This window comes from Hymenobacter coccineus, assembly GCF_001816125.1.
GTDB lineage: Bacteria > Bacteroidota > Bacteroidia > Cytophagales > Hymenobacteraceae > Hymenobacter > Hymenobacter coccineus.
In genome coordinates this window covers 1-26,631 of sequence record NZ_MDZA01000416.1, presented here as the reverse complement: position 1 = coordinate 26,631, position 26,631 = coordinate 1, and the positions used below count along the sequence as shown (strand labels likewise).

The following is a 26,631-nucleotide window of genomic DNA, read 5'->3' as shown; positions in this document are numbered from 1 at the left end:
ACGTGATGAAAACCGCCACCGACTGGATAACCGAACAAGACGCGAAAAATTGGTTTGACCATTGCGGCTATCATGTACAGTAACCTGAGAACTGCTCTAGGTTGATTGAGGCGGCTATTACGCCCCAAACCAGCGCTATTCTGGCTACGCATGTTTTTGGCAATCCCTGCGCCGCGCAGGAAATAGCGGCGGTAGCCGCTAAGCATAAGTTGCGCGTCATTTACGATGCGGCCCACGCCTTCGGCACTAGCTACCAGGGACGCTCGGTGCTGCACCAGGGCGATATTAGCACCCTAAGCTTTCACTCGACTAAGCTATTTCATACGGTTGAGGGAGGGGCGCTCATCACCCACGACGCGGACCTGGCCAATAAGATTGCGCATATGCGCAATTTTGGCTTTCATGGCCCCGAAGCATTCCAGGGAGTGGGCATCAATGGCAAGAACAGTGAGTTCCACGCCGCTATGGGCTTGTGCAATCTTAAGTATATCAGGCAAATTCTGGCCCGGCGGCAGCAGCTTTCCGAAGCCTACCACGATATGCTTAAGCCCCTGCGGATAGGCAAGCCCTTTCTGCACCCGAACGCCGGATTTAATTATGCCTACTACCCGGTTCTGTTTGAAAGTGAAGCCGTGTTGTTGAAGATGGTCAAGGCCTTACATGGCGTGTATGTCTATCCTCGGCGGTACTTCTACCCTTCGCTGGAAACGTTGAGCTACGTAAAGCCGGGGCAGCAGATGACTATTTCTTCCGACATCGCCTCCCGGGTATTGTGTCTCCCGTTGTACCACGATTTGTCTATGGAAGAGGTAAAAATGATTTGTCGGGCCATCCTTCGCGCAGAACGGTATTGAGCACGGCAGACCCCACTCGGCGGGAACTGGCTAGGCTAATTTCCCCGCTGCCGTTACTTGTTTGTGGCGTCCTTGCTGCGGAGCTATGAAGGAAAACACCTTAAAAGACCGGGCGGCAGTAAGCCTGGTGTGGCTGGCGGGAGAGCGCTTCGGCAACTTACTCAGCGATTTTTTGATTTCCGTTTTTCTAGCTCGGATTCTGGGACCTAGTGAGTTCGGCTTGATAGCGATGGTGGCGGTCTTTATCGCCTTGCTTCAGCCATTCACGGATGCAGGCCTAGGCAGCGCCTTGCTGCGGAAGAAAGAGGCTACGCCCGAGGACTACAACACAGTGTTCTGGAGCAATCTGGGCTTGTCCACGGCGGCTTACCTTATCGTCTTTATCGGGGCGCCGCTAGTTGCCCAGTTTTACAAAGAACCGCTCCTGACTGACATCATTCGGGTGCTGGGCATCAGCCTCGTGCTCAACTCACTGAACGTCGTGCAAACTATCCGCTTGACGAAGCTGCTAGATTTTCGCACCATTAGCCTGCGTTCGCTGGTGAGCAATGTTCTCTCCGGCGCCATCGGGTTGTACCTGGCCTACCTAGGGTGGAGCTACTGGGCGCTGGTGGTGCGGCAGCTACTCAATGCTATAATCACTAACGTGCTGTATTGGGCGACCCGCTCCTGGTTTCCTTCGCTCACGTTCTCAACCGCTTCGTTCAAAGATTTTTTTGGGTTTGGCTCGAAGCTGCTGCTCTCCAGCCTGCTCGATACGGGGTTTCGCAACATCTACCCCTTGCTAATTGGCAAGTTCTACTCCGCTTCTGCCCTAGGTTTCTATAACCGGGCGGCAAACCTGAGGGACATTCCACAGACCTTGGTGGCGCAGGTAACCGGCCGGGTGTCCTATCCCGTTCTGATTGAGCTGCAAGACGACCCACCGCGCTTGGCACAGGCCTACCAGCGCCTGATGCAGTTGGTGTCGTTTGCCTACTTTCCGCTCCTGATGGGGTTGATGGGGCTGAGTAAAAGCATCGTGCTGGTGCTACTCACCGACAAGTGGGCTAGCGTCATCCCCTTGCTGCAAGGCCTAACGTTCGTGGGCTTGCTGTACCCCATTCATACCCTGAACCTGAATATTCTCACGCTAAAAAAGCGGTCTGACCTGTTTCTTATCCTGGAGGTAATCAAAAAAGCGTTGGTCGTAGTAAGCCTGCTGCTCACGTACCGCTGGGGAGTCATGGGCCTGATTTACGGGCAGATTGCGCAGTCTTGCCTGGCGCTGGTGATTAATGCTCACTACTCCAAACAGTTTATTGGATACGGCTTTGTGCAGCAGCTGCGGGACATTTTGCCCAATTTCTGCACGGCGCTGGGTATGGGGTTATTCATGCTATGGGGCAGCGAGCAGCTACACGTCTTTACCTGGTGGAGCCTGCTGCTGTGGTGCTTCGCGGGCGGGGCCTCTTACCTGCTGCTGGCAGCGGTCTTCAATCGGAAAAACCTGCTTTACCTATACGAATTCTCCCGGGAGAAGTACCACGCCATGCGCATGACAAACGAATAGCCTCCGACTTTGTCGGAATCCATTGGCACCAAGTTCACCTAGCCAACGCAGCCCATGAAAATCGCCATCATGCAGCCGTATTTATTTCCCTACATCGGGTACTTCCAGCTGGTGGCGGCGGCCGACTTATTCGTGCTGTACGATGATGTGCACTACATCAAAAAAGGCTGGATTAACCGTAATCGTATTCTGCTGCAAGGCGCCGAGCACGTTTTTACGCTCCCCTGCCTGGACGTCAGCCAGAACAAGCTGATTAACGAAGTACTGGTGGACTGGTCGAGTAAAGAGCTACGGAAAGTGCGGGCGACCCTGGAAACAGCTTACCGAAAAGCGCCTTTTTTTGAGCAGGTATATCCGCTGGTGCAGGGCGTGCTGGAGCTTAGCGGCCCCGCCACCATTGCGGACGTCGCCGCCCAAAGCATCCGGGCCGTATGCACCTACCTCGGCATCAACACACCGGTAGTTACCAGCTCGCAGCGGCCCTACCAGAATGCCCACCTCAGCAAGGGCGCCCGCTTGGTAGACATTGTGCAGCAAGAAGGTGGCGACCAATACTTGAATGCCATAGGCGGCGAAGCGCTGTACACCAAAGACTTTTTTGCTCAGCACGACATCGCGCTCCACTTCGTAAAGCCCCTCCCTATTCAGTATGCGCAACCCGTGTCGGATAAGGAATTTGTGCCCTGGCTCTCCATTATCGATGTCCTGATGAACAACAAGAAAGAGGATATCACCACGTTTTTACAAGCCTACCAACTCTTATGAAGAACGTCCTAATACTAGGCGGGCAGGGCAATGCCTCCGTCATTGGGCATGCTATGCTCGATGCGGCCCAGCGAGGCAGCCAGGAATACCAGTTTTGCGGCTACGTGAACGACCGGGATCATTGCGAGGAAATAGAAGGCCACCCGGTCAAGGGCGGGTTGCAAGACATTCCGCGGCTGCTGGAGGAGGGCTACTATTTCCTCAATACGATTTATAAGATAGATGGGCAGCGGGAACGGATTGCGCTCTTCGACTCCCTGACCATTCCCGACGACCGGTTGGCCACGTTTGTGCACCCCACCGCGTACATAGCCGCCCATGTAGAGCTAGGGCCTGGGTGCGTGGTAATGCCGCATGCCATCATCTCTACCAACGTGAAGCTGGGCAAGTGCACCCGGGTGATGATTGGGGCCATTATCAGCCACAATTGCACCATTGGGGCGCACACGTTCGTGGCTGCCGGCTCCTGCTCAGGCTCTAACCTACAAGTAGGCGAGGGAGTGCACATTAGCATGAACGCCACCGTGCGGGAGTTCCTTACCATCGGCAACTACGCTACCCTGGCAATGGGCAGCGTGCTGCTCAAGGACGTCGGCGAACTGGAGGTATGGGCGGGTAACCCCGCTAAAATGCTACGCCATGCACAGTAAGGAGCCGCTGGTAAGCGTGCGGGTCATCACCTACAACCACGAGCGCTTTCTACGGGAGTGCTTAGATGGCATTATGGCCCAAGAAACTTCTTTTCCATTCGAGGTGGTGATTGGAGAAGACTGTAGCACCGACGACACCCGTTTGATTTGCCAGGAGTTCCAGGCGCGCTATCCCGACCAAGTCCGGTTGCTGCTACACGCGCAAAACGTAGGGGCGCAAACTAACGCGCGCTTGACCCGCGAAGCCTGCATTGGTAAATACATCGCGTTCTGCGAGGGCGACGATTACTGGACCGACTCGTCGAAGCTTCAGCAACAAGTAGATTTTCTGGAGGCGCACCCTAGGTACGTGCTCTGCTTTCACAACTGCTGGATGAAGTTTGAGCAGAACCCCGGCAAGGCAATGGAGCTGTTTCAGACCTATACCAAAACCGACTACGCCATTCCGGACCTGATTGGGAAGTGGCTCATTCCGACTGCTTCGGTTGTGTTTCGCAACCAGCTGCTCACCAACTATCCGGAGTGGCTGCGCAATGCGGTGGTGGGCGACACCCCTTTCTTTATCTTACTGGCGTCGTTTGGTCGGCTGAAGCTGTTGCCGGGCGTTATGGCAGTATACCGCCGGCACGATAGCGGCGCAACCAACCAGTTGCACGGGTACCGGTACTGGGAAAGGATGATTGAATTATATTCCGCTATCAACAAGCATTTTAACGACCAATACAGCAAGGATATAAACCCGATTCTGAAGTGGTTTCATTACCACCTCACCCAGCTATCCCTGCAACAGGGCGACTACCCGAAGTACCGCCTATACGCCCAGCGCTGCCTGCATTTCACTAAAGAGCTGTTGGTTCGCCATCAGCACGTTGGCCTGTTCCACTACCGCTACACGGTACTCTATCTCACTGCCAAAAGTCCATTGCTTTTCAGCGCACGCACCCGGTGGCAAGCCAAAACGAAAATTCTGTAAGGAGTTGTTTTCCTTTTAGTAGAAAGGCGGTCTAAATAAACCGATAAGCATTTAAGCACGAACCGTACATGGCCATTTGCAGCTTATCTACGGTTTATTACGTCATGTATGTAAAGATTGCCAGTTCTACGTGATATTGTACGAAAATAAGAAAACGTGTCTAATTTATTCTAGCTCATCCTTCTCCTTTCGTCCCTTCACATAACATTAGTTATACCCCCGACCTTGGAATAAGTACGGATTTCACTCCTGTTACCTTTACCCTCGAATTATAGCACTTTAGCGGGTATACTAGGCGACGGTTTGGGCGTTTAACGAAAGAAAGGGCCAAGTCAACGGTACTCCTCCTCCCCTTTTACATCCCCCAAAATAGCCTCTAGCGCCTCGGGAGTTAACCCGGTGAGGGCAATCGCCGCCAAGTGCCCATGGGAAGTGACCCCCAGCAAGAAATTGCGGCCCACTTGGTAGTAGGTCAGCGCTTGATTGGCTTCGGGACGATAGAGAACCACTTGGTCAGCCGCAGTGTGGAGGTGTAGCGGAACAGTTGTGAGCGGGCTGTCCGGCTCGGCCAGCTGGCACTGGTAGTAGGCGTGCGGGTCGTAGAATAAGGGCTGAGGAACGGCTTGGTTTAGGGGCCTTCCAGCGCAACAATGACAAACTCCTGCAATACCTGGGTGGGGCGGTCGAAGTAAAACTCCAGCAGACTGCGCCTCTCGTCGTAGTTGCGACAGTATAGCCGGTCTAGAACGGCAGGCTGCTCGCCTACCGTAAGCGTGAGCGGAATCCGTGTGATGGAATCGTAGAGTTCCCAGTGCGTCGAAACGGGAGCAGACAGGAGGTGAAAACGCAAGGAAAGCATCGGCGTAGGGGAAGGGAAGGTGGTTTACTATGAGGGGTAGCACAATAGCTGGACCCGAAACCATCGGTAAGGGAAAGCGAAGCCCACTGATACCTCAAAAAACGGTGGTTTAGATGGGGCGTAGTCCCTTTTACATCCTGCAAACGGTCCTTTATAAGATGTAAAAAAATAACCGCGTACCCCCTCCCATTTAGGGCACCAAATGCTACAAACTATTTCTTCCGTCCCCACAGCCAACCCACGATGCCCGCCACCACGGCGGCGCACACGGTGTGGTTGAGGCGGGCGACGCGGGTGATTTCGTGGGGCCCGATGGGGCGCGGATTTTCACCGATGTAGGGCTTGGGCACGAGCTGGCCGTGGTAGTAGTTGGGGCCTCCGAAGCGGCAGTGGAGCACGCCGGCCAGGGCAGCTTCGGGGTAGCCGGCGTTGGGGCTTTTGTGGCGGTGGCCGTACTGGAAAATGAACCGGAAGCTGCGCCGGCTGCCACCCAGGGCCCCCAGCAGCGCGGCCGTGAGGCGGGCGGGCACGAGGTTGGCCGCGTCATCGAGGCGGGCAGCGAACTTGCCGAACTGCTCGTAGCGCGGGCTGCGGTAGCCCACCATCGAGTCGAGGGTGTTCACCATTTTGTAGGCCATCAGGCCGGGCACGCCGGCCAGGGCGTAGGCCAGCAGCGGGGCCACCACGCCGTCGCTCAGGTTTTCGGCCAGGCTTTCGAGCACCGCGGTGCGGATTTGCTGGGCGCCGAGCCGGGCTGTGTCGCGCCCCACGATGCGCGCCAGCTGGCGGCGGCCGGCGTCCAGGCCCTCGCGTTCCAGCACCTCAAACACCGCCCGGCCCTCGCGCACCAAGCCCGTATTGGCCAGGCCGTAGTACACCCACGCGCTGTTCGCCGCCAGGCCCACGGCGGGTGGCAGTCGCTGCAACACCTTATCCAGCAGCCAAAACGCGCCGAACGTGCCGCCCACCAGCCCGCCGGCCAGCAGCGCACCCTTGGCGAAGCGGTGGGGCCCCTGGTTGAGGCGGCGCTCGCCGGCGGCGATGAGGGCCCCGTAGGTGCGCACGGGGTGGGGCCAGCCCTCGGGGTCGGCCAGCAGCAGGTCGAGGGCGTAGCCGGCGAGCAGCGGCGCGGCTACCACAGTTCGCGAGGCGAGGGATACCTTCGGCATTGGCAATTAATTAAAAATGATAAATTAAAAATTTGACAGTGAGACTTTTAATTTATCATTTTTTATTTTTAATTCTGCACAGCGGTCCATTCGCCGAGGGCGTTGATGAGCAGCTGGTTGTCCTCCGGGCGGCGCGTGCAGAGGCGGAAGTGCGCCGGCGTGAGGCCCCGGAAGTTGGCCGCGTCGCGGATGAGCAGGCCATAGCGGTCCAGCAGCCCGCGCTTCAGGGCGGCGGCGGTGCCGTGCTTTAAGGCCCCCAGGAAGTAGTGGGTTTGGCTGGGGAATATTTCCAGGCCCGGGTTTTCGGCCAGCTGGGCGGCGAAGGCGGCGCGGTCGGCCAGCAGTTGGGCAGTGGGCGGCTGCACGGCGGCGAAGTGCTCGAAGATGAAGTGGCCGGCGGCGGCGGCCAGCGCGTTCACCGTCCAGGGGACCCGGGCGCGGGTGAGCCGGGCCACCACCGGCGCCGACGCCACCACGTAGCCCAGGCGCAGGCCCGGAATGGCGTAGGCCTTGGTCATCGAGCGCATGATCAGCAGGTTATCGAACCGCGCCAGCAGCGGTATTGCTGATGCGGCGCTGTCGGTGAACTCAATAAACGCCTCGTCGAGCGCGAACACCGTGCGCGGGTGGTTGGCCAGCAGGGTTTCGAGCACCCGGGGCCCCAGCACGCGGCCCGTGGGGTTGTTGGGGCTGCATACAAATACCAAGTCGCTGTTTATCACCGTATCCGTGCGCAGGTCGTCCCAGGCCAGGAAGTTTTGCTGGTGGTCGTGCAGCCGGCCGGCGTCTTCGTACTCGGCAAAGGCGGGCGTGACGACCGTGCTGCGGCGCCGGGCCCAGGCCTGCGCTACGAGGTAAATAGTTTCGGTGGTGCCGCTGCTCACCAGCACCTGGCCCGGGGCCACGCCGTGGTGCGCCGCCGCCCGCGCGGCCAGGCTTTCGGCCAGCACTTCGGGGTAGCGGTTCACGCGCGGCCACTGGCTGAACACGTACTCCTTGAGGCCCGCCGGCTCGCCGCCGTACCACACGTTGGTGCTGAAATCCGCTACGATGTCGGAAGTGTGACGGTAGCCGTCGTCGCCGTGGCCGTGTAGCATGGTCGTGGGGGTTAACGTTGCAACGCTTTGTAGATCTGCGCCATGTCTACGTGTTCGCGGATGAGGGCGGCCAAGCGGTCGTACTGCTCGTTCTTAAAAGCCGTGAAATCGAGCGGGGCCGCCGCCGTTTCAGTGGTGTGGGGCCCCAGCAGCGCGTCGATGACGGCCGGGTTGTCGAGGATGCCGTGCAGGTAGGTGCCCCAGCAGCTAGGGCCGGCGTAGTAGCCGTCGGGCGAGCCGTCGGCCAGGGTGGCCACGGGCCGCGGGGGCCCCTCGGCCACGGTGCGGCCCATGTGAATTTCGTAGCCCTGGCAGTCGGCCGCCGCGCCGTCCAAAAACGCGAAGTGGCGCTGCTGGGTGGTTTTTTCGCCTTCCAGCACGGTGCGCACGGGCAGCAGGCCCAGGCCGGCGGTGGCGGCCACGCGGCTCTCCACGCCGGCGGGGTCCTCCACGGAGCGGCCCAGCATCTGGTAGCCGCCGCAGATGCCGACCACGGTTTTGCCGGCGCGGTGGGCCTGCACGATAGCGGCGGCCAGGCCATTGTTTTTCAGGGTAATAAGGTCGTCAATCGTGTTCTTGCTGCCGGGCAGAATGATGACGTCGGCAGCCAGGATTTCGGCCGCGTCGTGGGTGTAGAACAGGTGCGCGCGCGGGTCGTGGCCCAGGGCGTCGAAGTCGGTGAAGTTGGACATGCGGCCCAGCAGCACCACTGCCACCTGCACCCGGCCGGGGCCCGGGCCCTGCTGCTTCCGCGCTAGCGCCACGGAATCTTCCTCCTCCACAAAAATGTCGCGGAAGTAGGGCAGCACGCCCACCACCGGCACGCCAGTCAGCGCCGCCAGTTGCTGGCGGCCGTCCGCAAACAGCCGCGCATCGCCCCGGAACTTGTTGACGATGATGCCCTTGATGCACGCCTTCTCCTCCGGCTCCAGCAGCGCCAGCGTGCCGTACACGCTCCCGAACACGCCGCCCTTGTCGATGTCGGCAATCAGGTACGTGGCGGCGCCGGCGTGCTGGGCCATGCGCAGGTTGGTGATGTCGCGAGCCTTCAGGTTCAGCTCCGAAATGCTGCCGGCGCCCTCCAGCACCACCGGCGAGTGGCGGGCGGCCAGCCGGTCGTAGGCCGCAGTGGCGGCCTCGAACAGGGCGTGGCGGTCGTTGGTGCGGAAGTATTCGTAGGCTGACTGCGTGCCGATGGGCCGGCCGTTGACGATGACCTGCGCGGCCTGGTCGGAGGTGGGCTTGAGCAGCACGGGGTTCATGTCCACGTGGCACGGCAGGCCGGCGGCCTCGGCCTGCACCGCCTGGGCGCGGCCAATTTCGAGGCCCTCGGGCGTGGCGTAGCTGTTCAGGCTCATGTTCTGGGCCTTGAAGGGGGCGGGCCGGTGGCCGTCTTGCAAAAAGATGCGGCAAAAACCGGCCGTGATAACGCTCTTGCCCACGTCGGACGCGGTGCCGACGAACATGATGGAACGGAGCATGGGGCGATAAACAGAAAGGCTGGGGCCCCAAAAGTATTTCCAAATTGAGCGCCGCCGGGGAATCCGCGCGCAGCGGCGCGCACGGTACGGCTTAGAAATACTTTTGGGGCCCCAAATTTGCGCAGCCGCTGCGCGTTCCCTATTATATATACCTATTCCACCTATCCGCTATGCCCCGCCTAACCGTCCATCGCCTGCTGCGCCCGCTGCTGGTGTGGCGGGTCCGCCACATCAGCGAGCGGATGTACCTGCTCATCCTCAGCGTGTTGGTGGGCGCGGGCGCGGGCCTGGCGGCGGTGCTCCTCAAAACCAGCGTGCGCACCGCGGCCCGGCTGCTGCAAGAGGGTATTTCGGAGCCCCAGCGGGTGTTTGCGCTCTCGCTCTACCCCATCATCGGCATCACGCTCACGGCGCTGGTTACCAAATACTTGCTGCACGGTAACCTGGGCCGCGGCATTGCCCCAATCATCTACAACACGGCCCGCGAGGGCAGCGTGGTGCCGCGCTCCAAGCTGTACTCGCAGCTGATTACGGCCTTCCTCACGGTGAGCTTCGGGGGCTCGGCGGGCACGGAGGCCCCGATTACCGTCACGGGCTCGGCGCTGGGCTCGAACGCCGGCCGGGTGCTGCAGCCTGGACCGGCGGCGGCGGCGGCTGCTCACGGGCTGCGGGGCGGCGGCGGGCCTGGCGGCCATCTTCAACTCGCCCATCGCGGGGGTGCTGTTCGCGGTCGAAACCATTCTGCTGGAGCTGCCGGCGCAGTATTTCATCCCGCTGCTCATCTCCTCGGCCACGGCCACGGTGGTATCCAAGGCGCTGTACGCCGGCCAGCCGTTCGTACTCATCACCACGAGCTGGCCCGTGAACGCGGTGCCGTTTTACGTGCTGCTGGGTTTGTTCACGGCTTTTTTCTCGGTGTACATGATTCGGACCTACTACTGGTTCGACCGCTTTTTTGCCCGCTGGCCCGGCCTCGACTGGCGCAAGGTGCTGCTGGGCGGCACGGCGCTGGGGGCCCTAATTTTCCTATTCCCGACGCTGTACGGCGAAGGCTACAACACGGTGGAGTTGCTGCTGGCTGGCAACTCGGGCCACCTCACCGACGGCAGTATTTTCTCGGTGTACCAGGACCAGAACCCCTGGCTGCTGCTGGTGCTGGTGGTGTTCAGCCTGCTGCTAAAGGTGGTGGCCACGAGCATCACGGTGGGCGCGGGCGGCAACGGCGGCATGTTCGGCTCGTCGCTGTTTTCGGGGGCCCTGGTGGGTTTCTTATTCGCCCGGCTGCTGAATATGAGCGGCCTGGTGCAAATCCCGGAAGTGCACTTCATCGTGCTGGGCATGGCCGGCACGCTGGCCGGCGTGGTGCACGCCCCGCTCACGGCCATTTTCCTTATCGCCGAAATCACGGGGGGCTACGCGCTATTCGTGCCGCTGATGGTGGTGAGCAGCTCGTCGTACCTGATTACCAAGTACTTCGAGCCGTATTCGGTGTACACCAAAAAGCTGGTGTACCAGGGCGTGGACGTGTACGCCAACCGCGACCAGGGCCTGCTGGCCAAGCTCGACCCGCGCAAGCTGCTCGAAACCGACTTCGTGCCGGTGCGGCCCACCACCACGCTGGGCGAGCTGGCGGACATTTTCCGGCACGCCTCGCGCAACCTGTTTCCGGTGGTGGCGGCCGGCGGGCGGCTGCTGGGCGTCATCAGCCTCGACGCGGTGCGCGACGCGCTGTTTGACGAAGCGCACTACGCCACCGTGCTGGCCCGCGACCTGATGAAGCCGCCCCTGGCCGTGGTGGGCCCCGCCGACGACCTCGAGCACACCCTGGCCCTGCTCGACCGCTACGGCGCCTACGCCCTGCCCGTGTGCGAGGAGGACGGCCGCTACCTGGGCTTCATCCTCAAATCGGCCATCCTCGCCCGCTACCGCCGCCAGCTCATTCAGGACAGCCAGGCGTAGGGCCCCCGGGGCCCCATCAGCGCGGCACGCGCTGGCCGCAGTTTAGCGCGCAGCGCGCAACTGCTGGCCGGTAAATGGGTGAGTCTGCGACTCACGGCCGCGCAGCGGCCCGGCGGGTTGTGCCAGTTGGGCCGTTCAGCTTTGCGAGTTACAAACTCGCCCCGTTTGGCAGCCAGCAGTTGCGCGCTGCGCGCTAAACTGCGGCCAGCGCGTGCCGCGCTGATAGGGCCCCCGGGGCCTTATACTTCGCCTTCCAGCGGTACGTCTTTGGGCACGAGTTGCAGGCCTACCATCATCAAGACGCCGGTGAGTAGGATGACGAGGAACATGAGGGTTTCGCTGACTTCGCCGATGAGCAGCGGGGCCGGGATGCTGTAGAACAACAGCACGGAAATCAGGCCTTTGGGCGCGATAAACAGCTCGGGCACCAGGTCGGTGCGGGCCACGAAGCGCAGGTACACGAAGCGGATTAAGGTGAGCACGGCCACCACCAGCAGGCCCTGCCAAAGCAAGTGGGTGTTGAGCAGGTTGGCGAGGTTGATGGAAAAGCCGAAAACCAGGAAGAAGAACGTGCGCACCAGAAACGCCGATTCGGCAGTGAGGCTTTTGAGCTGGCCCAACTCCGACACCAGCTCGTCGGGGTGCAGCCAGCGTTGCAGGCGGGGGCCCCGCAGGAACAGGTCGGCGTTGTTGACGGCCAAGCCGAACACCAGCACCAGCACCAGCGAGGAGAGGTGCAGCGACTTGGCGAGGCTGTACATGAGCACCAAAAAGGCGAAAAGCAGGAAAAACTTGATGTGCCCGCGCAGCCGCGCCAGCAGAAACGCCAGCACCGCCGTACTCAGCACCGCCACCGCCAGCACGGCCAGGATATCGGCCCCGAACGTGACCAGCGACACGCCCTGCGCGAAGTTGTCTTGCAAGGCGAAGTTGAAGAGCATGATGCCGAGGATGTCGGAAAACGTGCTTTCGTAGATGATGAACTCCTTTTTTTCGGCCGTGAGGCCCGCCACGCTGGGGATGGCCACCGCGCTGCTCACCACCGAGAGGGCTACGGCGTTGGCCAGGCAGCTCTGCCAGCCGGCGCCGGTGTAGAAGTGCAGCAGAGAGGCAATGGCCGTGGAGGCCACCACCAGAATGGACGCCGCCGCCAGAAACGAGCGCCGCACCATGGGCCCCTTGTCGCGGGTGAGGCGCAGGTCGAGCGAGCCTTCGAGCACGATGAGGATGAGGCCCACAATGCCCAGAATTTGGAGCAGCACCGGCGGGAAGTGCACCGGCAGCTGCCAGTAGGCGGTGGCCTGCCCGAAGGCGATGCCGGCCAGCAGCAGCAGCAGCACCGACGGCACTTTGGTGGCCTTGGCGGCCAGGTCGAACAGGTACGACAGCACAACGGCCAGGCTCAGGCCGATGAGGATGGTATAGGGACTCATGGCGGGGCTTAACGGGCGGGCGCGGGCGCGGGTTGGGCCCCGGGGCGGGCCAGGGCGTAGTTTTGGGCCGGGGCCCCTCAGTTCTGGCGGTAATGGGTAGTGATGATTCTTCGTTCGTGGCCGTGGTGGGCGGCGGCCCGGCCGGCCTGCTGGCCGCCCAGCGCCTGGCCGAGGCCACCACCCTGGCCGCCCGCGCCGACCAGCAGCGCCTGCAAACCAGCGCCAAAACCGTGTACCGGCAGCTCGCCCGCACCCACCACCCCGACCTGGAGCGCGACCCGGCCCAGCAGCGCATCAAAACAGAGCTGATGCAGGAGATAATAGCGGCCTACGAAGCCGGCGACCTCTACGCCTTGCTGCAATTGATGGCCGACTCGGCCCACGCCGACGCGGCCGATGCCGACGTGCTCATTGCGTACACCCAGGCCCTGCACCGCCAGCAAATCGACCTCAAGAACCAGCTCAACGCCCTACAATACGGCCCCGACGGCCTGGGCACCAGCACCGGCAAGAAGCGCGAAATCGAGCTGCGCCAAATCAAGCGCGACCTGCGCGCCGAGGCCGAATACATCCAGCAAGTGGCCCGCCAGCTGCGCGAAACCGCCGGCCTGCGCGACATCCTGCGCGAGCTAGCCGCCGAGGGCCTGGAAACCGTGTAAATTCCGCACCGTCGAACGGATTCCGTGCGTGCAGCGTGGACTTTGCAGTCCGCGGCTTTCGCTGCGAGTCCGCTTACCGTTCGGCGACGCGGACTCGCAGCGACCACGCTACGGCCACACAATTATCGGCGGGACGAAGCAAGCGCCGCGGACTACAAAGTCCGCGCTACAAACCGGTTAGCGACCGTTTAGCCGCATGAACTCGCAGCGTCCACGCTACCCTTCGCTGCTGAGGCCCAGGGCATCTACGGCGGCTTGCACGGCCTCGGCGCGGTAGGCGGGCGCGGTGGCGGGGGCCCGCAGCAGGCGCAGCAGGCGGTGGTATTTCTCGCGGCCTTCGGTGAGCATCTGGTCGGTCACTTCGAGGGGAAACACGCCAAAGGGCTCCGATTTTTGCACGCCCACCAGCAGGAACCGTTCGGCGCCCAGGGCGTCGGTGTAGAAGGCGGCCTGGCGGTCGTAGTCGTAGGCCGAGCACTGCCAGCGGAAGTGGTCGGCGTCGCGGGCGTTGGTGGTTTTGAAGTCGACGATGGTGTAGGGCAGGCCGGGGGCGTCCACCACCAGGTCGGCGCGCAGCTTGCAGAGCGTGCCGGTTTGGGGCTCGGTGAAGAGCACGCTGGGCTCGGGCGTGCCGGCTTCGAGCAGGCGGTTGAGCTCGGTGTTGAGCTTGACGCCCTCCACCAGCCACCAGACCAACGTATCGTTCAGGCCGGGCTGGCCGGGCTGGTAGTCAGTGGGTTCGAGCAGGGCGGTGTGGAAGGCGGTGCCGAAGCTGAGGGCCCCCTGGTTGCCGCCGTCGGTGCGGGGGGGGCGGCCGTCGAGGGCGTCGCGCAGGCGAGAGAGGTCGGAGTTGGCAATGGCCGGCAGGGCCCGGTAGGTATCGTAGTCGAGGCGCAGCAGGTCGGGCCGGCGGAAGGCGGGGTCGGCGGGAAGTGGGGACATAGTTTCTTAACAGCAAAACGGCGCGTTTTGCTGCATCGGCGGCGGGATTTTCTTGGCGGTGCTGCCGGCCAGCCAGTTAGTCTATGGTCTTTTAACAAGTAGCAACGTGGTGAATCCCTGGTTTCCGGGAAAAGTGCTCTGCAAAGCGTAGCCTTCTTGGTACAGCTTATTTATGAATTTGTAATACCCTTCTCCCGAAGCAGTCAACCGCTTATCGCTGGCACCGCTATCAAATTCCATCACTTCGCTTTTGCCTTCGCCCCGGGTGATAACGAGATGCACTTTGGTTGGAAATTCATATATCCGCACCACCACAATTTCCGGGCTCGGCGTTTGAGCGGCGGCGGGGCGGGCGGCGAGGGCCAGCAGACACGCGCTTAAAAGGAGTAGTTTTTTCATGGCAGCGAAATAAAGTAGGCGGCGTGAATGCTAGCTGAGCGCGCGGGGCAAAAGGCGCGTATGCGTTATCCAACGCTGAACTTTCCCACCCATTTTCCCCAAAACCCTATGGCACCCTGGCTTCCCTACGCCCTGCTTTCGGCCGTGTTTGCGGCCCTCACGGCCCTGTTTGCCAAGGTGGGCATCAAGGGCGTCGATTCGGATTTGGCCACGGCGATTCGCACGGTGGTCATCCTTATTCTGGCCTGGGGCATTGCCATTGGGCGCGGGGCCACGGCCGGGCTGCCCGAGCTGAGCGGGCGCACGTGGGTGTTTCTGGTGCTGTCGGGGCTGGCCACGGGGGCCTCGTGGCTGTGCTACTTCCGGGCCCTGAAGCTGGGCCCCGTGAGCAAGGTGGCCCCCATTGATAAGCTGAGCGTGGCGCTGGCCATTGGGCTGGCGGTGGTGTTTCTGGGCGAAAGTTTGAGCTGGCGCACCGCCCTGGGCGCGGGCCTGATTGTGGCCGGCAGCATCGTGCTGGCGCTCTAGCTTTCAGCATTTTACCCCCACGCTAGCGGCGGTTTAAGCTGTTTTGTTTCAGCTATTTCACGGTAATTTCACTCAACCCTGGGGGCCCCCGGCTCGTTTGCGGGGCAAGCTATTCGCTTTCACCAGCCTCTTCACACCATGCGCTTACAAAACCGTATCGCCCTCGTCACGGGCGGCAGCTCGGGCATCGGCACGGGCATCGCCCGCCAGTTTGCCGCCGACGGCGCCACCGTATTCGTCAACTACCACGGGGGCCCCTCCGACAAGGCCGACGCCGTGGTCAAGTCCATCACCGACGCCGGCGGGAAGGCCTTCGCCATCGCGGCCGACGTAAGCAAGGAGAACGAGGTGCAGGCCATGTTTGCCCACATCGTGGAGCAGTGCGGCACGCTGCACATCCTGGTGAACAACTCGGGCCAGCAGAAGGACGCGGCCTTCGTGGACATGACCCTGGAGCAGTGGCAGCAGGTAATTGACGTGAACCTGACCGGGCAGTTTTTGTGCTCGCGCGAGGCGGCCCGCGAGTTTTTGCGCCGGGGGCCCCAGCCCGAAATTGCCCGCGCCACGGGCGTCATCCTGCACACCAGCAGCGTGCACGAGGTCATTCCGTGGGCCGGCCACGTGAACTACGCCACCAGCAAGGGCGGCATCATGCAGCTCATGAAAAGCACCGCCCAGGAGCTAGCGCCCCACAAAATCCGGGTGAACAGCATCGGGCCGGGCGCCATCAAAACGCCCATCAACACCAACGCCTGGAACACGCCCGAGGCCGAAACCGCCCTGCTCAAGCTCATTCCCTACGACCGCGTGGGCGTGATTGAGGACATCGGGGGCCTGGCCGCTTGGCTCTGCTCCGACGAGGCCGACTACATCACCGGCCAAACCATTTTCATGGACGGCGGCATGACGCTGTACCCCGGCTTCGCCACCGGCGGCTGATTTTTTTAATTAAAAATTAAAAATGAGGAATTAAAAATGGCGTAAAGCAGGCCAAGCGGGCGAGGCCGCAAGGTTTGTTTCCCACTTTTTTTACTTGATTTTTAATTCTTCATTTTTAATTTTTAATTATCAAGTATGACTGCGGAACACGAACGCCTGCGCGACGTGGGGCCCTGGCGCACCTTTGGGCCCTACCTGGCCGAGCGGCAGTGGGGCACGGTGCGCGAGGACTACTCGGCCGGCGGCGAGCCCTGGAACTTCACCACCCACGACATGGCCCGCGCCTACGCCTACCGCTGGGGCGAGGACGGCCTGGGCGGCATTTCGGACCACCAGCAGCTGCTGTGCTTCGCGCCGGCGTTCTGGAACGGGCAGGATCCCATCCTCAAGGAGCGGCTGTTTGGGCTGAGCGGGCCCGAGGGCAACCACGGCGAGGACGTGAAGGAGGCGTACTACTACCTCGACAACACGCCCACCCACAGCTACATGCGGATGCTGTACAAGTACCCGCAGCACGCGTTTCCGTACGACTGGCTGGTGCAGCAAAACGCCAAGCGCAGCCGCAACGACGCCGAGTTTGAGCTGGCCGACACGGCCGTGTTCCGCGAGAACAAGTACTTCGACATCTTCGTGGAGTACGCCAAGGCGGGGCCCCAGGACGTGCTCATTACCATCACGGCCCACAACCGGGGGCCCCAGGCGGCGCCGCTGCACGTGCTGCCCACGCTGTGGCTGCGCAACACCTGGGCCTGGGGCGACGACGACTATCTCCCCGGCCTGCGCGCCACCGACCGCGGCCACATCGCCGTGGAGCACCGCGACCTGCCCGGCCTGGCCCTGCACGCCGACGGGGGCCCCGAGCTGCTGTTTTGCGACAACGAAACCAACGCGACCCGCCTCTACCAGGCGGCGCCCCGGCCCGGCGTGCGCTTCTTCAAGGACGGGCTGAACGAGTGCGTGGTGGGCGGCCGCGCCGACGCCGTGAACCCCGACCGCGGCGGCACCAAGGCCGCCGCGCACTACGTCCTCACCATCGAGGCCGGCCAGAGCCAAACCCTGCGCCTGCGCCTGGGGCCCGACGATTTGGCCGCGCCGTTTGCCGATTTTGACCAGCTGGTGGCCCAGCGCCGGCAGGAGGCCGACGCCTTTTACGGGGCCCTGCAACACGACCTGGCCAGCGCCGACGCCCGCGCCGTGCAACGCCAGGCCCTGGCCGGTATGCTGTGGAACAAGCAGTTCTACTACTACGACGTGCGCCGCTGGCTGGCCGGCGACCCCGCCTTCCCCGCCCCGCCCGCCAGCCGCCAGGAGGGGCGCAACGCCAATTGGCCGCACGTGCGCAACCACGACATCATTTCGATGCCCGACAACTGGGAGTACCCCTGGTACGCGGCCTGGGACCTGGCCTTCCACGCCGTGCCGCTGGCGCTGGTGGACCCGGAATTTGCCAAGGACCAGCTCCGGCTGCTGTGCCACGACCGCTACATGCACCCCAACGGCCAGCTGCCGGCCTACGAGTGGCAGTTTGGCGACGTGAACCCGCCGGTGCACGCCTGGGCCACGTTCCGGGTGTTCAAAATGGACCAGAAGCAGTGCGGCGGCACCTGCGACGTGGCGTTTTTGGAAACCATTTTCCACCGCTTGCTGCTGAATTTTACGTGGTGGGTGAACCGCAAGGACACCGCCGGGCGCAACATTTTTGAGGGCGGTTTCCTGGGGCTCGATAACATTGGCGTGTTCGACCGCTCGGCCCCGCTGCCCGCCGGCGTGTACATCGAGCAGGCCGACGGCACGGCCTGGATGGCCCTTTACGCCCTCAACCTGATGCGCATGGCCCTGGAGCTGGCCCAAACCAACCCCGTGTACGAGGACCTGGCCGGCAAATTCTTCGAGCATTTCTTGGCCATTGCCCAGGCCATGACCGGCTACGGGCCCCACGACATCGACATGTGGGACGAGGAAGACGAGTTTTACTACGACGTGCTGCGGACGCCCGACGGCCGCACCCCGCTCAAGGTGCGCTCCATCGTGGGCCTGGTGCCGCTGTTTGCGGTGGAAGTCCTCGACGACGACTTGCTGCAAAACTCCCCAAAGTTTACGGCGCGCTTGAACTGGGTGCTGGCCAACCGGCCCGAGCTGGCGGCCCTCGTGAGCCGCTGGCAGGAGCCCGGCCAGGGGGCCACCCACCTGCTTTCGCTGCTGCGCGGCCACCGCCTCAAAGCGCTGCTGCGCCGCACGCTCGACGAGGCCGAGTTCTTGTCCGACCACGGCGTGCGGGCCCTCTCCAAGTTCCACAAAGACACGCCCTACGTGTTCCACGGCGACGGCCAGTCGTTCTCGGTAAACTACGAGCCCGGCGAATCCACCACCAGCCTCTACGGCGGCAACTCCAACTGGCGGGGCCCCGTGTGGTTCCCGGTCAACTACCTGCTCATCGAGGGGTTACAGCGCTTCCACCACTACTACGGCGACGATTTCAAGGTGGAATTTCCCACCGGCAGCGGCCAGTACACCACCCTGCTGGACATTGCCAACCAGCTCACCCAACGGCTCACCGGCCTGTTTTTGCGCGATGAGAACGGCCAGCGCCCGTGCTTCGGCACCGATGCCCAGCAGCAAACCGACCCCAATTTCAAGGATTACCTGCTCTTCCACGAGTACTTCCACGGCGACACCGGCCAGGGCCTCGGCGCCAGCCACCAAACCGGCTGGACCGGCCTCGTGGCCAAGCTGTTGCAGCCGCGGGGCAAGTAGTGGTTATCATTTTTCAACAATCAGCACGTCATGCAGAGCGCAGCGAAGCATCTTTCCCGCGTAACTAATCAGGATTACCGGCGCAGAAAAGATGCTTCGCTGCGCTCTGCATGACGGCCTATTGGCCGCGCGGCGTTCCACTAGCTGCATGACGTGCTGAATATCAACCTACCAAAAACATGAACTACCTCGACATCACCACGCCCATTTCCGACCAAATGGTGCACTGGCCCGACAACGCCCCGGTGCACCTGCGCCTCACCCGCTCGTTTGCCTACGGCGACCCGGCCAACGTGAGCGAAATCAGCATGAGCGTGCACACCGCTACCCACGTCGATGCGCCGCGCCACTTCATCAAGGACGGGCCCGACGTGACGACGCTCGACCTGAACACGCTGCTGGGGCCCTGCCGCGTGGTACGCATCCACGACCCCAAGCTCATCACCCTGGCCGAAGTGGAGCCGCTCGACCCGCAGCCCGGCCAGCGCATCCTCTTCCGCACCCGCAACTCGGACACGGATTGGACGCACCAGCCCTTCAATCCCGACTTCGTGAAGCTCGACTTCCCCGCCGCGCAGTTCCTCCAGCAGCGCGGCGTGGTCTGCGTCGGCGTGGACTACATCTCGGTGGGCGGCTCCGAAACCCACCACGCCCTGCTCGATTACAACATCACCGTCATCGAAGCTCTCGCCCTGGGCGACGTGGAGCCCGGCGACTACGAGCTCATCTGCCTGCCTCTAGCCATCGTGGGCGCCGACGGGGCCCCCTGCCGCGCCCTGCTGCGCCCGCTGTAAACTGGCTTTCAGGCCAGCATGGTTGTACCGCCAAGCTGTCTGAGTTGACACCAGCACGGGGTAAAGACGCGTCCTTGCGTCTCCGGTTTGAACGACTTGTCCGAACATCGTTCAAGCCGGAGACGCAAGGACGCGTCTCTACCCCGTGCTGGTGTTAACTCAGACAGCTTCTTAATCAGCTCAAACACAAAGCCGCCCCGGGGCCCCTTATTGCAAGGGTTCCCGGGGCGGCTTTGTGTCTGAAGAAACCGAGGGCTACTTGCCCAGTTGCTTGAGCAACTCCTTGGCGGCGGGCTCGGACGAGGCCGGATTTTGGCCCGTGATGAGGTGGCCGGCGGTTACCACGTAGGGGCCCCAGTCGGCGCCTTTGGAGTAGGTGCCGCCCGCGTTTTTCAGCATGTCTTCCACCAGGAAGGGCACTACGTCGGTCAGCTGCACGGCTTCCTCCTCGGTGTTGGTGAAGCCGGTTACGGCCTTGCCTTTCACGAGCAGGTCGCCATTGAGGGCCTTCACGTGGCGGAGCACGCCGGGGGCGTGGCACACCACGGCTACCGGCTTGCCGGCGGCGTAGGCGGTTTCGAGCAGGGCGATGGAGTTTTGGTCTTCGGCCAAATCCCAAAGCGGGCCGTGGCCGCCGGGGTAAAAGATGGCGTCGAAATCGGCGGCTTTGATGGTGTCGAGCCGCACGGTGTGGGCCAGGGCTTGCTGGGCGGCGGCGTCCTTTTTGAAGCGCTCGGTGGCTTCGGTTTGGGCCCCGGGCTCGTCGCTTTTGGGGTCGAGGGGTGGCTGGCCGCCTTTGGGCGAGGCCAGCGTGAGGTCGATGCCGGCGTCCTTGAACACGTAGTAAGGCGCGGCAAACTCTTCCAGCCAGAAGCCGGTTTTCTTGCCCGTGGTGCCCAGCTCGTCGTGCGAGGTCAAAATCATGGCGATTTTCATAATCCTACAGTAGTAAAACGGTGATAAAAAGCGGCAGGGCCGCGACAGGCCCAGCTGGTTGGCAGTTAGCCTTAAAAGGTGCAAAGGGAAGTCATTGGAATGCCTCCAGAACGTCATGCTCATCTGGCGTTCGCGCAGCCAAAGCATCTACCGCAGCAGTAATCATGATCAGTTGAGCAGTAGAAATGCTTCGACAAGCTCAGCATGACGTTTTGGGAGTTTCCCAACGCACTCTTAGCCCATCGGCTGGTAAAAAGTGACTTTGCGCTCGGCTAACAGCGGCACGATCTGACCCACCACCAAGTCCTGGTAGTGCGCCGAGTCGCGGTGGGCTTCGAGGGCCGCTTGGTTGGCGTACTGCTCGTAGAAGAAGAAACGGGCCGGGTCGGCGGCGTCCTGGTGGGCGATGTAGAGCAGGTTGCCGGGCTCGTGCTGGCGCACGGCTTCGGCGGCTTGTAGCATCAGCTGGCGCACGGTGGCCTCCTGGCCGGGCTGGGCGCGCCACTCGGCGGCCACGGCAATAATTTGATTTTCAGCATTCATAACCAATAGAATAAGGGGCCCTGGGTTAGGCTACTTTCACCACGGCTTTGCCGGTGTTTTCGCCCTGAAACAAGCCCAAGAACGCGGCCGGAATTTGGTCGAAGCCCTCGGTGATGGTTTCCTCGCCTTTAGCTGGCCCGCGGCGTACCACTCGGTAAGCTTTTTTACGCCCTCGGGCCAGCGCGCATGGTAGTCGCTCACGATGAAGCCCTGGAGCTTGGTGCTGGTTTTGAGGAGCTTGCCCTCGGGCCGGGGCCCTGTGGGGGCTTCGGTGGCGTTGTAGGTCGAAATCTGGCCGCAGAGCGCAATGCGGGCGTGCTTGTTCAGCAAGTCGTACACGGCGTCGGTGATGGCGCCGCCCACGTTGTCGAAGTAGCAGTCCACGCCGTTGGGCGCGGCGGCGGCCAGGGCCCCGGCCAGGTCGGGCGCGGTTTTGTAGTTAATGGCCTCGTCGAAGCCCAACTCTTTCAGGTAGGCCACCTTCTCGTCGGAGCCAGCGGTGCCCACCACGCGGCAGCCCTGGATTTTGGCCAGCTGGCCCACAATTGAGCCCACGGCCCCGGCCGCGCCCGATACCACCACCGTTTCGCCGGCCTGGGGCTGGCAAATGTCGAGCAGCCCGAAGTAGGCCGTGAGGCCCGGCATGCCCAGCAGCCCCAGGAAGTAGCTGGCGGGGGCCTGGTCGGCGGGCACGCGCTGCACGGCGCTGGCCTCGGCCACGCTGTGCTCCTGCCAGGGCAGGTTGCCCACCACCACGCTGCCCACGGGCAGCGCCTCACTGCGGCTTTCCACCACTTCGGCCACCACACCGCCCGCAATGGGCGCGCCCACCTCGAAGGGCGCGATGTAGGACTTGGCGGCGCTCATCCGGCCGCGCATGTAGGGATCTACGGATACGTACAGGGTTTTGAGGAGCACCTGGCCCGCGGCGGGGGCGGGCACTTCGCGGGTTTCGAACTGGAACTGCGCGGCCGTGGGCACGCCCTGGGGGCGGCTGGCCAGCAAAATGGTGTTGGTGTTCATAAGCTAACGGTAATAAAAAACCCAGCGGCTTAGGCCAGTTGGGCCAAAATATGGGTGAGGTGCACGCGCAGGGCCCCTACTTCGGCGGGCGACATGTGCAGCTTGGCGAGCATCTGGGTGGGAATGTCGCTGGCCTGCGCCTCCAAGGCCCGGCCGGCGGGCAGCAGGCCGATGATGACCGAACGCTCGTCGCGCGGGTCGCGGCGGCGGCTGAGCCACTGCCGCTGCTCCATGCGCTTGAGCAAGGGCGTGAGCGTGCCCGAATCGAGCAACAGCTTTTCCCCCAACTCCTTCACCGTCAGTTCCTGGTGCTCCCACAGCAGCAGAAACACGAGGTACTGCGGGTAGGTGAGGCCCAGCGCCTGCAAGTAGGGCTGGTAGGCCTTGGTGAGCTGCCGCGACACGGCGTAGAACGGAAAGCACAGTTGGCTTTCCAGCTTCAGCAAGGAGGGGTTGGCGGCGGGGATGGGGGGCGTTTCCATAGGCTTCGGCTTTATAAACGGCGTTCAGTTGCCTAATGTTTGATTGTGTACAATTAAATTTTATAAAAGTAAACCCGCCCGGTGGTTCAGGCCACTGGGCGGTCTGCAAAGGCTGGCCCTACGCCCGGGGCAGGAAATAGCCCAGCACTTCGGCGCTGGTCTGGTTCAGGGCCCCAATCTGCTCGATGAGACGGGCGGGACGGCCCCCGCGCTGGCCCGCGGTGGTGAGCACGCCGTCGCGGATGAAGACGATGACGTCCTGCACCAAAAAGGCGCCCAGCGAGGTCACCTCTCCCTCGAAGCCGGCGGCCAGCTTTTGGTACTCGGCGCTGCGCAGGTAGGCTTCGGCCAGCAGCCGGTTTTCCCAGCGGATTTCCAGGGCGGCGGTGGTCAGCAGCTGGGCCGGCAGCCGGTGACGCACGTCGGGGGCCTCGGGAGTGGGCTGGCTGTTGTCGTAGGGCTCGGGCAGGTGCAGGCGCACTTTCAGGATGCCCGCCTGGCCGGCCAGCGACTCGGCCAGCCGGGTGGCGGCGGCCCGCAGCGGCTTCAGCGCGGGGCCGTGCAGGTGCAGCAGCAGCCGGTAGGCGGTTTCCGGGGCGTTGGGCACGGCGTTGGCATCGTGGTCCACCAGGGTGCGGGAGCCGTCCGGCAGGTCGTAGGCCGCGTCCTCGCCAATGAAGTTGCGCTCATCCTTAAACAGCAATGGGCTGGCTTTCTGGAACTTCGCCTGGTTTTTAGTCGAAGAAAACCCAATTTCCACCATACCGTCCAGCACGCTGCCGTCGGCCTGTGCACCCGGGGGCAGCGGCCAGAGATTGGCGCTTTGCTCGCGCGAAAAGTGGTACTGCACGTAGTAGCCCAGGCCCGGCAGCCGGGCGCACAGGGGCCCGTGGGCGTCACTCCAGTAGTGGTGGAAAAGGTCGGTTGGTACGCCCTCGCGGCGGCGCAGGATGGTGTAGGTGAGCAGCTTAATGTTGCTGTCGCGCTCCGAATAATCTGGTTTGGTCATGGGGCAAAGCGACCGGTTGCGCAGGCAACGGCCCGCGGCGTAACCGGCCCGCGGTTGCCTTTCCCTACGGCAAAGGGGCCCCCACCGGTGCCCCTATTCATGCTGGGGGGCTTAAAAACGGCCGTTGCCGCCCGCGCACCGGGCCGCGCCGGGGGCCCCAGCCGCTGCCCGCGCCGGGCTACAGGTTGAAGAAATAGGTGCCCGTGAGCTGCGCTACGCGGCTGTAGGCCTTCTCATCGGCAAAGCCGCGGCTGGCGTCGTAGCCCGTGGTGCTGGGCGCGAGCAACAGCGGCGGCGCTTGGTACAAGTTACTCAGGCCCAGGCCGTAGCCCAGCTGCACTTGCAGGGGCCCCTGGCGGTAGCCCACCCCGAAGTTCACGCCCGCGTCGAGGCGGTGGTTGCCGGTGCCGGGGCCGTAAGCCACGCGCTCGTCAAAATCGACCGGCCGCGTATCGACGGCCGGGCCCAGGTAGTCTTGGTACGTGCCGGTTTGGCGGCCGCCCACGGCCAGGGCCACGTAGGGCCCCGCAAACACTTGCAGGCTGTGGTCGCCGTGCAGCGTGTACACCACGTTCAGCGGCAGCTCCAGCCAGTTGGTGCGGGTGGTGCCGGTCGCTGTGCGGGCGGTGGCCCCGAATACGCCGCCCGTGTAGCGACCGGTGCGGAACTCGTTGCCTTTCTGCGAGAACAACAGCGCCGGCTGAAACGCTAGCTTTCCGAAGCGGACCTCGAAGGCCACGCCCGCCTGCCAGGCCAGCAGGGCCGACTTGTCGTTTTGCAGTTCGCCGGCCGGCAGGTTGGCGCGGTTGCTGGCCGGGTCCGTCGTAGCCAGGGCCCTATTCAGGCCACCGCGCAGGCCGAGGTGGTAGGTGGTTTGGGCCGAAGCGGTGCTGGTAAATAAAGCCGCACCGAGAGCGAGAATAGCAGCGTGTTTCATACGTTTTTACAGCGAGAAGAAGTACGTGCCGGTGAGCTGCGCCACGCGGTTGTAGGCCGCGTCGGCGTTGAAGTTGTGCCCGTAATCGTAAAAGACCGTACCGTTGGCTTGGTGTAGGTTGCGCAGGCCCAGGCCGTAGCCGAGCTGCACTTGCAGGGGCCCCTGGCGGTAGCCCACCCCGAAGTTCACGCCCGCGTCGAGGCGGCGGTTGTTGGTGTCGGCGCCGTAGGCTACTTGGTCGTCAAATTCTTGCGGGGCAAATTTTGCAACGGCGTTGGCCCTCAGTGTAGTACCCTGCTGGCGGCCGCCCACGGCTAGGGCCACGTAGGGCCCCGCGAAGAGTTGCAAACCGTGGTCGCCGTGCATGGTGTACACCACGTTCAGCGGCAGCTCCAGCCAGTTGTAGCGGTTGGTGCTGGTTTCATCCGTGTAAAAAGCAAAACCTGAATCTCGGGAGGAAGTGGCGGTATGGAATCGCTCCCCTTTCTGCGAGAACAGCAGCGCCGGCTGTAAGGCCAGCTTCCCAAAGCTGGCCTCCAATACTATGCCCGCCTGCCAAGCATAAATGGCCGACTTATCAGCCGATACATTGGTGAGGCCATCGACGCCGTTGCTGGCCCCGTCCAGTGTCGTCAGGGCCTGGTTGAGGCCGCCGCGCAGGCCGAGACGGTAGGTGGTTTGGGCCGAGGCTGGGGCGGTGCCGGCCAGCAGGGCGGTGCCGAGCGCGAGGGTAGCGAGTGGGTGCATAAGAACGGGCGGAAGGGCGTGGTGCTACCACGAGTCCCGCTGGCAGCCAAAGGGTTGCAGGGGCCCCAGCGGCCGCCGCCGGGGCACCTAAAACACGTCGCCCAGGTTGAAGAATACGCCCCGTGAGCCCTGCACGCCCCAAGCGTAATCGAGGGCCAGGAAGGTGCCCACTTTTTTGCTCAGGCACAGGCGCAGGCCCGCGCCGCCGGCCGGGGCCACCTGCTGGAAGCCCGTGGCGGGGGCCCGCGCCGTTTGGGCGTTGGCAAACACCACGCCGCCCAGCACCCGCGAGCGGGTGAGGTTGAAGCGGTATTCGGCCTCGCCGTAGAGCAGGCCGGGGCCCCGGAAGCGGCCCTGGATGTAGCCGCGCCCGGTCACGCTGTGCGTGTCCCAGCCGGTGGCGGGCAGGTCGAGGTAGGGCGCCGACGAGGCCACAAAATCGCCGTACAGCCACAGTGCCAGCACGTTGCCCGGCCGGCCGGCCGGCAGGTAGCGCCGGGCGTCAAACTGCACCCCGCCGTAGGAGGCGTCCGAGGCCAGGGCTTGCAGGTTGGCCCGCGCCACCAGGATGAAGTACGACTCGCCGGCGCCGGGCGCAGCTGGTTGGCGCGGGTGTCGCGCAGCACCGACGCCACCAAGCCCGAGGAGGTGGAGCGCCCGGCCACGCCGCGGCGGTAGCCCGCAATTTCGGCCACCGGCTGCCCCTCGGGCCCCACGCTCGTGATGTTCCAGCGCGCGTCGAGGAAGTAGCCCACCCCGGCGTAGAGGGCCCCAGTGGGCCCCACGCGGTGGTAGTAGCTCTGGTGAATGCGCAGCAGGTTGTAGTCCATGGCCACGGCGTCGGGGGTGCGCGTGCTGCTGCCCAGGCCGTAGGTCAGTTGGGGGTAGTGCAGGATGCGGTGGTCGCTCAGCCACAGGCTGCGGTTGCCGGCCGTCCACACAGTACCGTTGGTGGACAGCACCAGCTGTCGGTTTTGGGTGTAGGTGAGCGTGTTGGAGAACACCGACACGTTGGCCGCCGGCCGCTGAAACGTGACGCTGGCCGTGACCGAGGCCAGCAGCCGCGCCTCCAGGGTGTAGCCCACGGCCGGCAGCACCACCACCGACACCGCCCGCGGGGGGCCGCACGCGCCCCGAATCGGCCGCC

General features: G+C 63.1%; 28 protein-coding genes and 1 pseudogene. 11 read left to right on the top strand and 18 right to left on the bottom strand.

The annotated features are described in order from the left end of the window. Window positions 1-206: hypothetical protein (locus tag BEN49_RS29790; RefSeq protein WP_239692030.1), on the bottom strand; the 206-nt coding region annotated here is incomplete at its 3' end. Between BEN49_RS29790 and BEN49_RS20025 the strand changes: the two genes are divergently transcribed. The 5 genes from BEN49_RS20025 to BEN49_RS20005 all read left to right on the top strand — a co-directional run bounded on the left by BEN49_RS20025 (window position 105) and on the right by BEN49_RS20005 (window position 4,794). After that, window positions 105-854, top strand: a complete 750-nt coding sequence (locus BEN49_RS20025; RefSeq protein WP_239692029.1) for a DegT/DnrJ/EryC1/StrS family aminotransferase — start codon at window positions 105-107, stop codon at window positions 852-854. The two genes, BEN49_RS29790 and BEN49_RS20025, sit on opposite strands and share 102 nt — an antisense overlap. Window positions 855-939: 85 nt before the next feature. After that, window positions 940-2,406 carry a lipopolysaccharide biosynthesis protein gene (locus BEN49_RS20020; RefSeq protein WP_070746200.1) on the top strand — a complete coding sequence of 489 codons (1,467 nt, stop codon included), beginning with the start codon at window positions 940-942 and terminating at the stop codon, window positions 2,404-2,406. Window positions 2,407-2,460: 54 nt separating this feature from the next. Continuing rightward, on the top strand, window positions 2,461-3,171 hold the full coding sequence (locus tag BEN49_RS20015; RefSeq protein ID WP_070746199.1) for a WbqC family protein: 711 nt from the start codon (window positions 2,461-2,463) through the stop codon (window positions 3,169-3,171). Then, window positions 3,168-3,821 (top strand): LbetaH domain-containing protein, encoded by a 654-nt coding sequence (locus tag BEN49_RS20010; RefSeq protein WP_070746198.1) that lies wholly within the window; start codon window positions 3,168-3,170, stop codon window positions 3,819-3,821. The genes BEN49_RS20015 and BEN49_RS20010 overlap by 4 nt, the downstream gene beginning before the upstream one ends. Beyond that, the gene (locus BEN49_RS20005) at window positions 3,811-4,794 is read left to right on the top strand and encodes a glycosyltransferase family 2 protein (RefSeq protein WP_070746197.1); all 984 of its coding nucleotides are present in this window, start codon (window positions 3,811-3,813) and stop codon (window positions 4,792-4,794) included. Before BEN49_RS20010 ends, BEN49_RS20005 begins: the two co-directional genes overlap by 11 nt. Window positions 4,795-5,422: 628 nt before the next feature. On the opposite strand, the gene BEN49_RS20000 is transcribed toward BEN49_RS20005, so the two are convergent. The 5 genes from BEN49_RS20000 to BEN49_RS31225 form a co-directional block, all read right to left on the bottom strand. Next, window positions 5,423-5,653: a hypothetical protein gene (locus tag BEN49_RS20000; RefSeq protein WP_070746196.1), complete on the bottom strand. Its 231-nt coding sequence runs from the start codon at window positions 5,651-5,653 to the stop codon at window positions 5,423-5,425. A gap of 212 nt (window positions 5,654-5,865) precedes the next feature. After that, window positions 5,866-6,822, bottom strand: a complete 957-nt coding sequence (gene cbiB, locus BEN49_RS19995; protein WP_070746195.1) for an adenosylcobinamide-phosphate synthase CbiB — start codon at window positions 6,820-6,822, stop codon at window positions 5,866-5,868. A 68-nt stretch (window positions 6,823-6,890) separates the two neighbouring features. Continuing rightward, window positions 6,891-7,919, bottom strand: coding sequence for a pyridoxal phosphate-dependent aminotransferase (locus tag BEN49_RS19990; RefSeq protein WP_070746194.1), 1,029 nt, complete (start codon window positions 7,917-7,919; stop codon window positions 6,891-6,893). 11 nt (window positions 7,920-7,930) lie between these two features. Beyond that, complete coding sequence (locus BEN49_RS19985; protein ID WP_070746193.1) at window positions 7,931-9,400, bottom strand: cobyric acid synthase; 1,470 nt, start codon at window positions 9,398-9,400, stop codon at window positions 7,931-7,933. A gap of 469 nt (window positions 9,401-9,869) precedes the next feature. Then, window positions 9,870-9,992, bottom strand: a complete 123-nt coding sequence (locus BEN49_RS31225) for a hypothetical protein (RefSeq protein ID WP_262490228.1) — start codon at window positions 9,990-9,992, stop codon at window positions 9,870-9,872. 41 nt (window positions 9,993-10,033) lie between these two features. Between BEN49_RS31225 and BEN49_RS19980 the strand changes: the two genes are divergently transcribed. Beyond that, window positions 10,034-11,359: a chloride channel protein gene (locus BEN49_RS19980; protein WP_262490229.1), complete on the top strand. Its 1,326-nt coding sequence runs from the start codon at window positions 10,034-10,036 to the stop codon at window positions 11,357-11,359. 239 nt (window positions 11,360-11,598) lie between these two features. On the opposite strand, the gene BEN49_RS19975 is transcribed toward BEN49_RS19980, so the two are convergent. Further along, window positions 11,599-12,792 carry a cation:proton antiporter domain-containing protein gene (locus BEN49_RS19975; RefSeq protein WP_070746192.1) on the bottom strand — a complete coding sequence of 398 codons (1,194 nt, stop codon included), beginning with the start codon at window positions 12,790-12,792 and terminating at the stop codon, window positions 11,599-11,601. A gap of 92 nt (window positions 12,793-12,884) precedes the next feature. On the opposite strand from BEN49_RS19975, the gene BEN49_RS19970 reads away from it, so the two are divergent. Continuing rightward, window positions 12,885-13,451, top strand: coding sequence for a J domain-containing protein (locus tag BEN49_RS19970; RefSeq protein ID WP_070746191.1), 567 nt, complete (start codon window positions 12,885-12,887; stop codon window positions 13,449-13,451). Window positions 13,452-13,667: 216 nt separating this feature from the next. Here BEN49_RS19970 and BEN49_RS19965 read toward each other — a convergent pair whose 3' ends face one another. Both BEN49_RS19965 and BEN49_RS19960 read right to left on the bottom strand, forming a co-directional pair. Continuing rightward, on the bottom strand, window positions 13,668-14,393 hold the full coding sequence (locus tag BEN49_RS19965; protein WP_070746190.1) for a PD-(D/E)XK nuclease-like domain-containing protein: 726 nt from the start codon (window positions 14,391-14,393) through the stop codon (window positions 13,668-13,670). An 81-nt stretch (window positions 14,394-14,474) separates the two neighbouring features. Next, entirely contained in the window at window positions 14,475-14,792 is a 318-nt protein-coding gene (locus BEN49_RS19960) for a hypothetical protein (protein WP_070746189.1), read from the bottom strand. A gap of 108 nt (window positions 14,793-14,900) precedes the next feature. Here BEN49_RS19960 and BEN49_RS19955 point away from each other — a divergent pair, with 108 nt between their 5' ends. From BEN49_RS19955 to BEN49_RS19940, 4 genes are all read left to right on the top strand, one after another. After that, a complete protein-coding gene (locus BEN49_RS19955; RefSeq protein ID WP_070746188.1) occupies window positions 14,901-15,320 on the top strand; it encodes an EamA family transporter in 420 nt (139 codons plus the stop codon). A gap of 138 nt (window positions 15,321-15,458) precedes the next feature. Beyond that, the gene (locus BEN49_RS19950; protein ID WP_070746187.1) at window positions 15,459-16,259 is read left to right on the top strand and encodes a glucose 1-dehydrogenase; all 801 of its coding nucleotides are present in this window, start codon (window positions 15,459-15,461) and stop codon (window positions 16,257-16,259) included. 135 nt (window positions 16,260-16,394) lie between these two features. Next, on the top strand, window positions 16,395-19,013 hold the full coding sequence (locus BEN49_RS19945) for an MGH1-like glycoside hydrolase domain-containing protein (protein ID WP_070746186.1): 2,619 nt from the start codon (window positions 16,395-16,397) through the stop codon (window positions 19,011-19,013). Between the two features lie 179 nt (window positions 19,014-19,192). Beyond that, a complete protein-coding gene (locus BEN49_RS19940; RefSeq protein WP_070746185.1) occupies window positions 19,193-19,807 on the top strand; it encodes a cyclase family protein in 615 nt (204 codons plus the stop codon). 255 nt (window positions 19,808-20,062) lie between these two features. Here BEN49_RS19940 and BEN49_RS19935 read toward each other — a convergent pair whose 3' ends face one another. The 9 genes and pseudogenes from BEN49_RS19935 to BEN49_RS28380 form a co-directional block, all read right to left on the bottom strand. Then, window positions 20,063-20,743: a type 1 glutamine amidotransferase domain-containing protein gene (locus BEN49_RS19935; protein WP_070746184.1), complete on the bottom strand. Its 681-nt coding sequence runs from the start codon at window positions 20,741-20,743 to the stop codon at window positions 20,063-20,065. Window positions 20,744-20,977: 234 nt separating this feature from the next. Then, complete coding sequence (locus BEN49_RS19930) at window positions 20,978-21,286, bottom strand: putative quinol monooxygenase (protein WP_070746183.1); 309 nt, start codon at window positions 21,284-21,286, stop codon at window positions 20,978-20,980. Window positions 21,287-21,322: 36 nt separating this feature from the next. Next, a complete protein-coding gene (locus tag BEN49_RS19925; protein WP_317040482.1) occupies window positions 21,323-22,309 on the bottom strand; it encodes an NADP-dependent oxidoreductase in 987 nt (328 codons plus the stop codon). 29 nt (window positions 22,310-22,338) lie between these two features. Beyond that, the gene (locus BEN49_RS19920; RefSeq protein WP_070746182.1) at window positions 22,339-22,791 is read right to left on the bottom strand and encodes a MarR family winged helix-turn-helix transcriptional regulator; all 453 of its coding nucleotides are present in this window, start codon (window positions 22,789-22,791) and stop codon (window positions 22,339-22,341) included. Between the two features lie 118 nt (window positions 22,792-22,909). Continuing rightward, complete coding sequence (locus tag BEN49_RS19915) at window positions 22,910-23,800, bottom strand: EthD domain-containing protein (RefSeq protein ID WP_070746181.1); 891 nt, start codon at window positions 23,798-23,800, stop codon at window positions 22,910-22,912. A 178-nt stretch (window positions 23,801-23,978) separates the two neighbouring features. Then, complete coding sequence (locus BEN49_RS19910; protein ID WP_070746180.1) at window positions 23,979-24,737, bottom strand: porin family protein; 759 nt, start codon at window positions 24,735-24,737, stop codon at window positions 23,979-23,981. Window positions 24,738-24,743: 6 nt separating this feature from the next. Next, window positions 24,744-25,484, bottom strand: coding sequence for an outer membrane beta-barrel protein (locus BEN49_RS19905; protein ID WP_070746179.1), 741 nt, complete (start codon window positions 25,482-25,484; stop codon window positions 24,744-24,746). 87 nt (window positions 25,485-25,571) lie between these two features. After that, window positions 25,572-25,919: a hypothetical protein gene (locus tag BEN49_RS19900; RefSeq protein WP_070746178.1), complete on the bottom strand. Its 348-nt coding sequence runs from the start codon at window positions 25,917-25,919 to the stop codon at window positions 25,572-25,574. Next, window positions 25,859-26,631: pseudogene (locus BEN49_RS28380) on the bottom strand (hypothetical protein); the annotation flags it as partial. The pseudogene BEN49_RS28380 and the gene BEN49_RS19900, both read right to left, overlap by 61 nt.

What these genes read in the sequence shown, in the direction of transcription:
- BEN49_RS20020 (WP_070746200.1), top strand. Translation starts at nt 940, where the DNA reads ATGAAGGAAAACACCTTAAAAGACCGGGCGGCAGTAAGCCTGGTGTGG.
- BEN49_RS20015 (WP_070746199.1), top strand. Translation starts at nt 2,461, where the DNA reads ATGAAAATCGCCATCATGCAGCCGTATTTATTTCCCTACATCGGGTAC.
- BEN49_RS20010 (WP_070746198.1), top strand. Translation starts at nt 3,168, where the DNA reads ATGAAGAACGTCCTAATACTAGGCGGGCAGGGCAATGCCTCCGTCATT.
- BEN49_RS20005 (WP_070746197.1), top strand. Translation starts at nt 3,811, where the DNA reads ATGCACAGTAAGGAGCCGCTGGTAAGCGTGCGGGTCATCACCTACAAC.
- BEN49_RS20000 (WP_070746196.1), bottom strand. Translation starts at nt 5,653, where the DNA reads ATGCTTTCCTTGCGTTTTCACCTCCTGTCTGCTCCCGTTTCGACGCAC.
- cbiB (WP_070746195.1), bottom strand. Translation starts at nt 6,822, where the DNA reads ATGCCGAAGGTATCCCTCGCCTCGCGAACTGTGGTAGCCGCGCCGCTG.
- BEN49_RS19990 (WP_070746194.1), bottom strand. Translation starts at nt 7,919, where the DNA reads ATGCTACACGGCCACGGCGACGACGGCTACCGTCACACTTCCGACATC.
- BEN49_RS19985 (WP_070746193.1), bottom strand. Translation starts at nt 9,400, where the DNA reads ATGCTCCGTTCCATCATGTTCGTCGGCACCGCGTCCGACGTGGGCAAG.
- BEN49_RS19975 (WP_070746192.1), bottom strand. Translation starts at nt 12,792, where the DNA reads ATGAGTCCCTATACCATCCTCATCGGCCTGAGCCTGGCCGTTGTGCTG.
- BEN49_RS19970 (WP_070746191.1), top strand. Translation starts at nt 12,885, where the DNA reads ATGGGTAGTGATGATTCTTCGTTCGTGGCCGTGGTGGGCGGCGGCCCG.
- BEN49_RS19965 (WP_070746190.1), bottom strand. Translation starts at nt 14,393, where the DNA reads ATGTCCCCACTTCCCGCCGACCCCGCCTTCCGCCGGCCCGACCTGCTG.
- BEN49_RS19960 (WP_070746189.1), bottom strand. Translation starts at nt 14,792, where the DNA reads ATGAAAAAACTACTCCTTTTAAGCGCGTGTCTGCTGGCCCTCGCCGCC.
- BEN49_RS19955 (WP_070746188.1), top strand. Translation starts at nt 14,901, where the DNA reads ATGGCACCCTGGCTTCCCTACGCCCTGCTTTCGGCCGTGTTTGCGGCC.
- BEN49_RS19950 (WP_070746187.1), top strand. Translation starts at nt 15,459, where the DNA reads ATGCGCTTACAAAACCGTATCGCCCTCGTCACGGGCGGCAGCTCGGGC.
- BEN49_RS19945 (WP_070746186.1), top strand. Translation starts at nt 16,395, where the DNA reads ATGACTGCGGAACACGAACGCCTGCGCGACGTGGGGCCCTGGCGCACC.
- BEN49_RS19940 (WP_070746185.1), top strand. Translation starts at nt 19,193, where the DNA reads ATGAACTACCTCGACATCACCACGCCCATTTCCGACCAAATGGTGCAC.
- BEN49_RS19935 (WP_070746184.1), bottom strand. Translation starts at nt 20,743, where the DNA reads ATGAAAATCGCCATGATTTTGACCTCGCACGACGAGCTGGGCACCACG.
- BEN49_RS19930 (WP_070746183.1), bottom strand. Translation starts at nt 21,286, where the DNA reads ATGAATGCTGAAAATCAAATTATTGCCGTGGCCGCCGAGTGGCGCGCC.
- BEN49_RS19925 (WP_317040482.1), bottom strand. Translation starts at nt 22,309, where the DNA reads ATGAACACCAACACCATTTTGCTGGCCAGCCGCCCCCAGGGCGTGCCC.
- BEN49_RS19920 (WP_070746182.1), bottom strand. Translation starts at nt 22,791, where the DNA reads ATGGAAACGCCCCCCATCCCCGCCGCCAACCCCTCCTTGCTGAAGCTG.
- BEN49_RS19915 (WP_070746181.1), bottom strand. Translation starts at nt 23,800, where the DNA reads ATGACCAAACCAGATTATTCGGAGCGCGACAGCAACATTAAGCTGCTC.
- BEN49_RS19910 (WP_070746180.1), bottom strand. Translation starts at nt 24,737, where the DNA reads ATGAAACACGCTGCTATTCTCGCTCTCGGTGCGGCTTTATTTACCAGC.
- BEN49_RS19905 (WP_070746179.1), bottom strand. Translation starts at nt 25,484, where the DNA reads ATGCACCCACTCGCTACCCTCGCGCTCGGCACCGCCCTGCTGGCCGGC.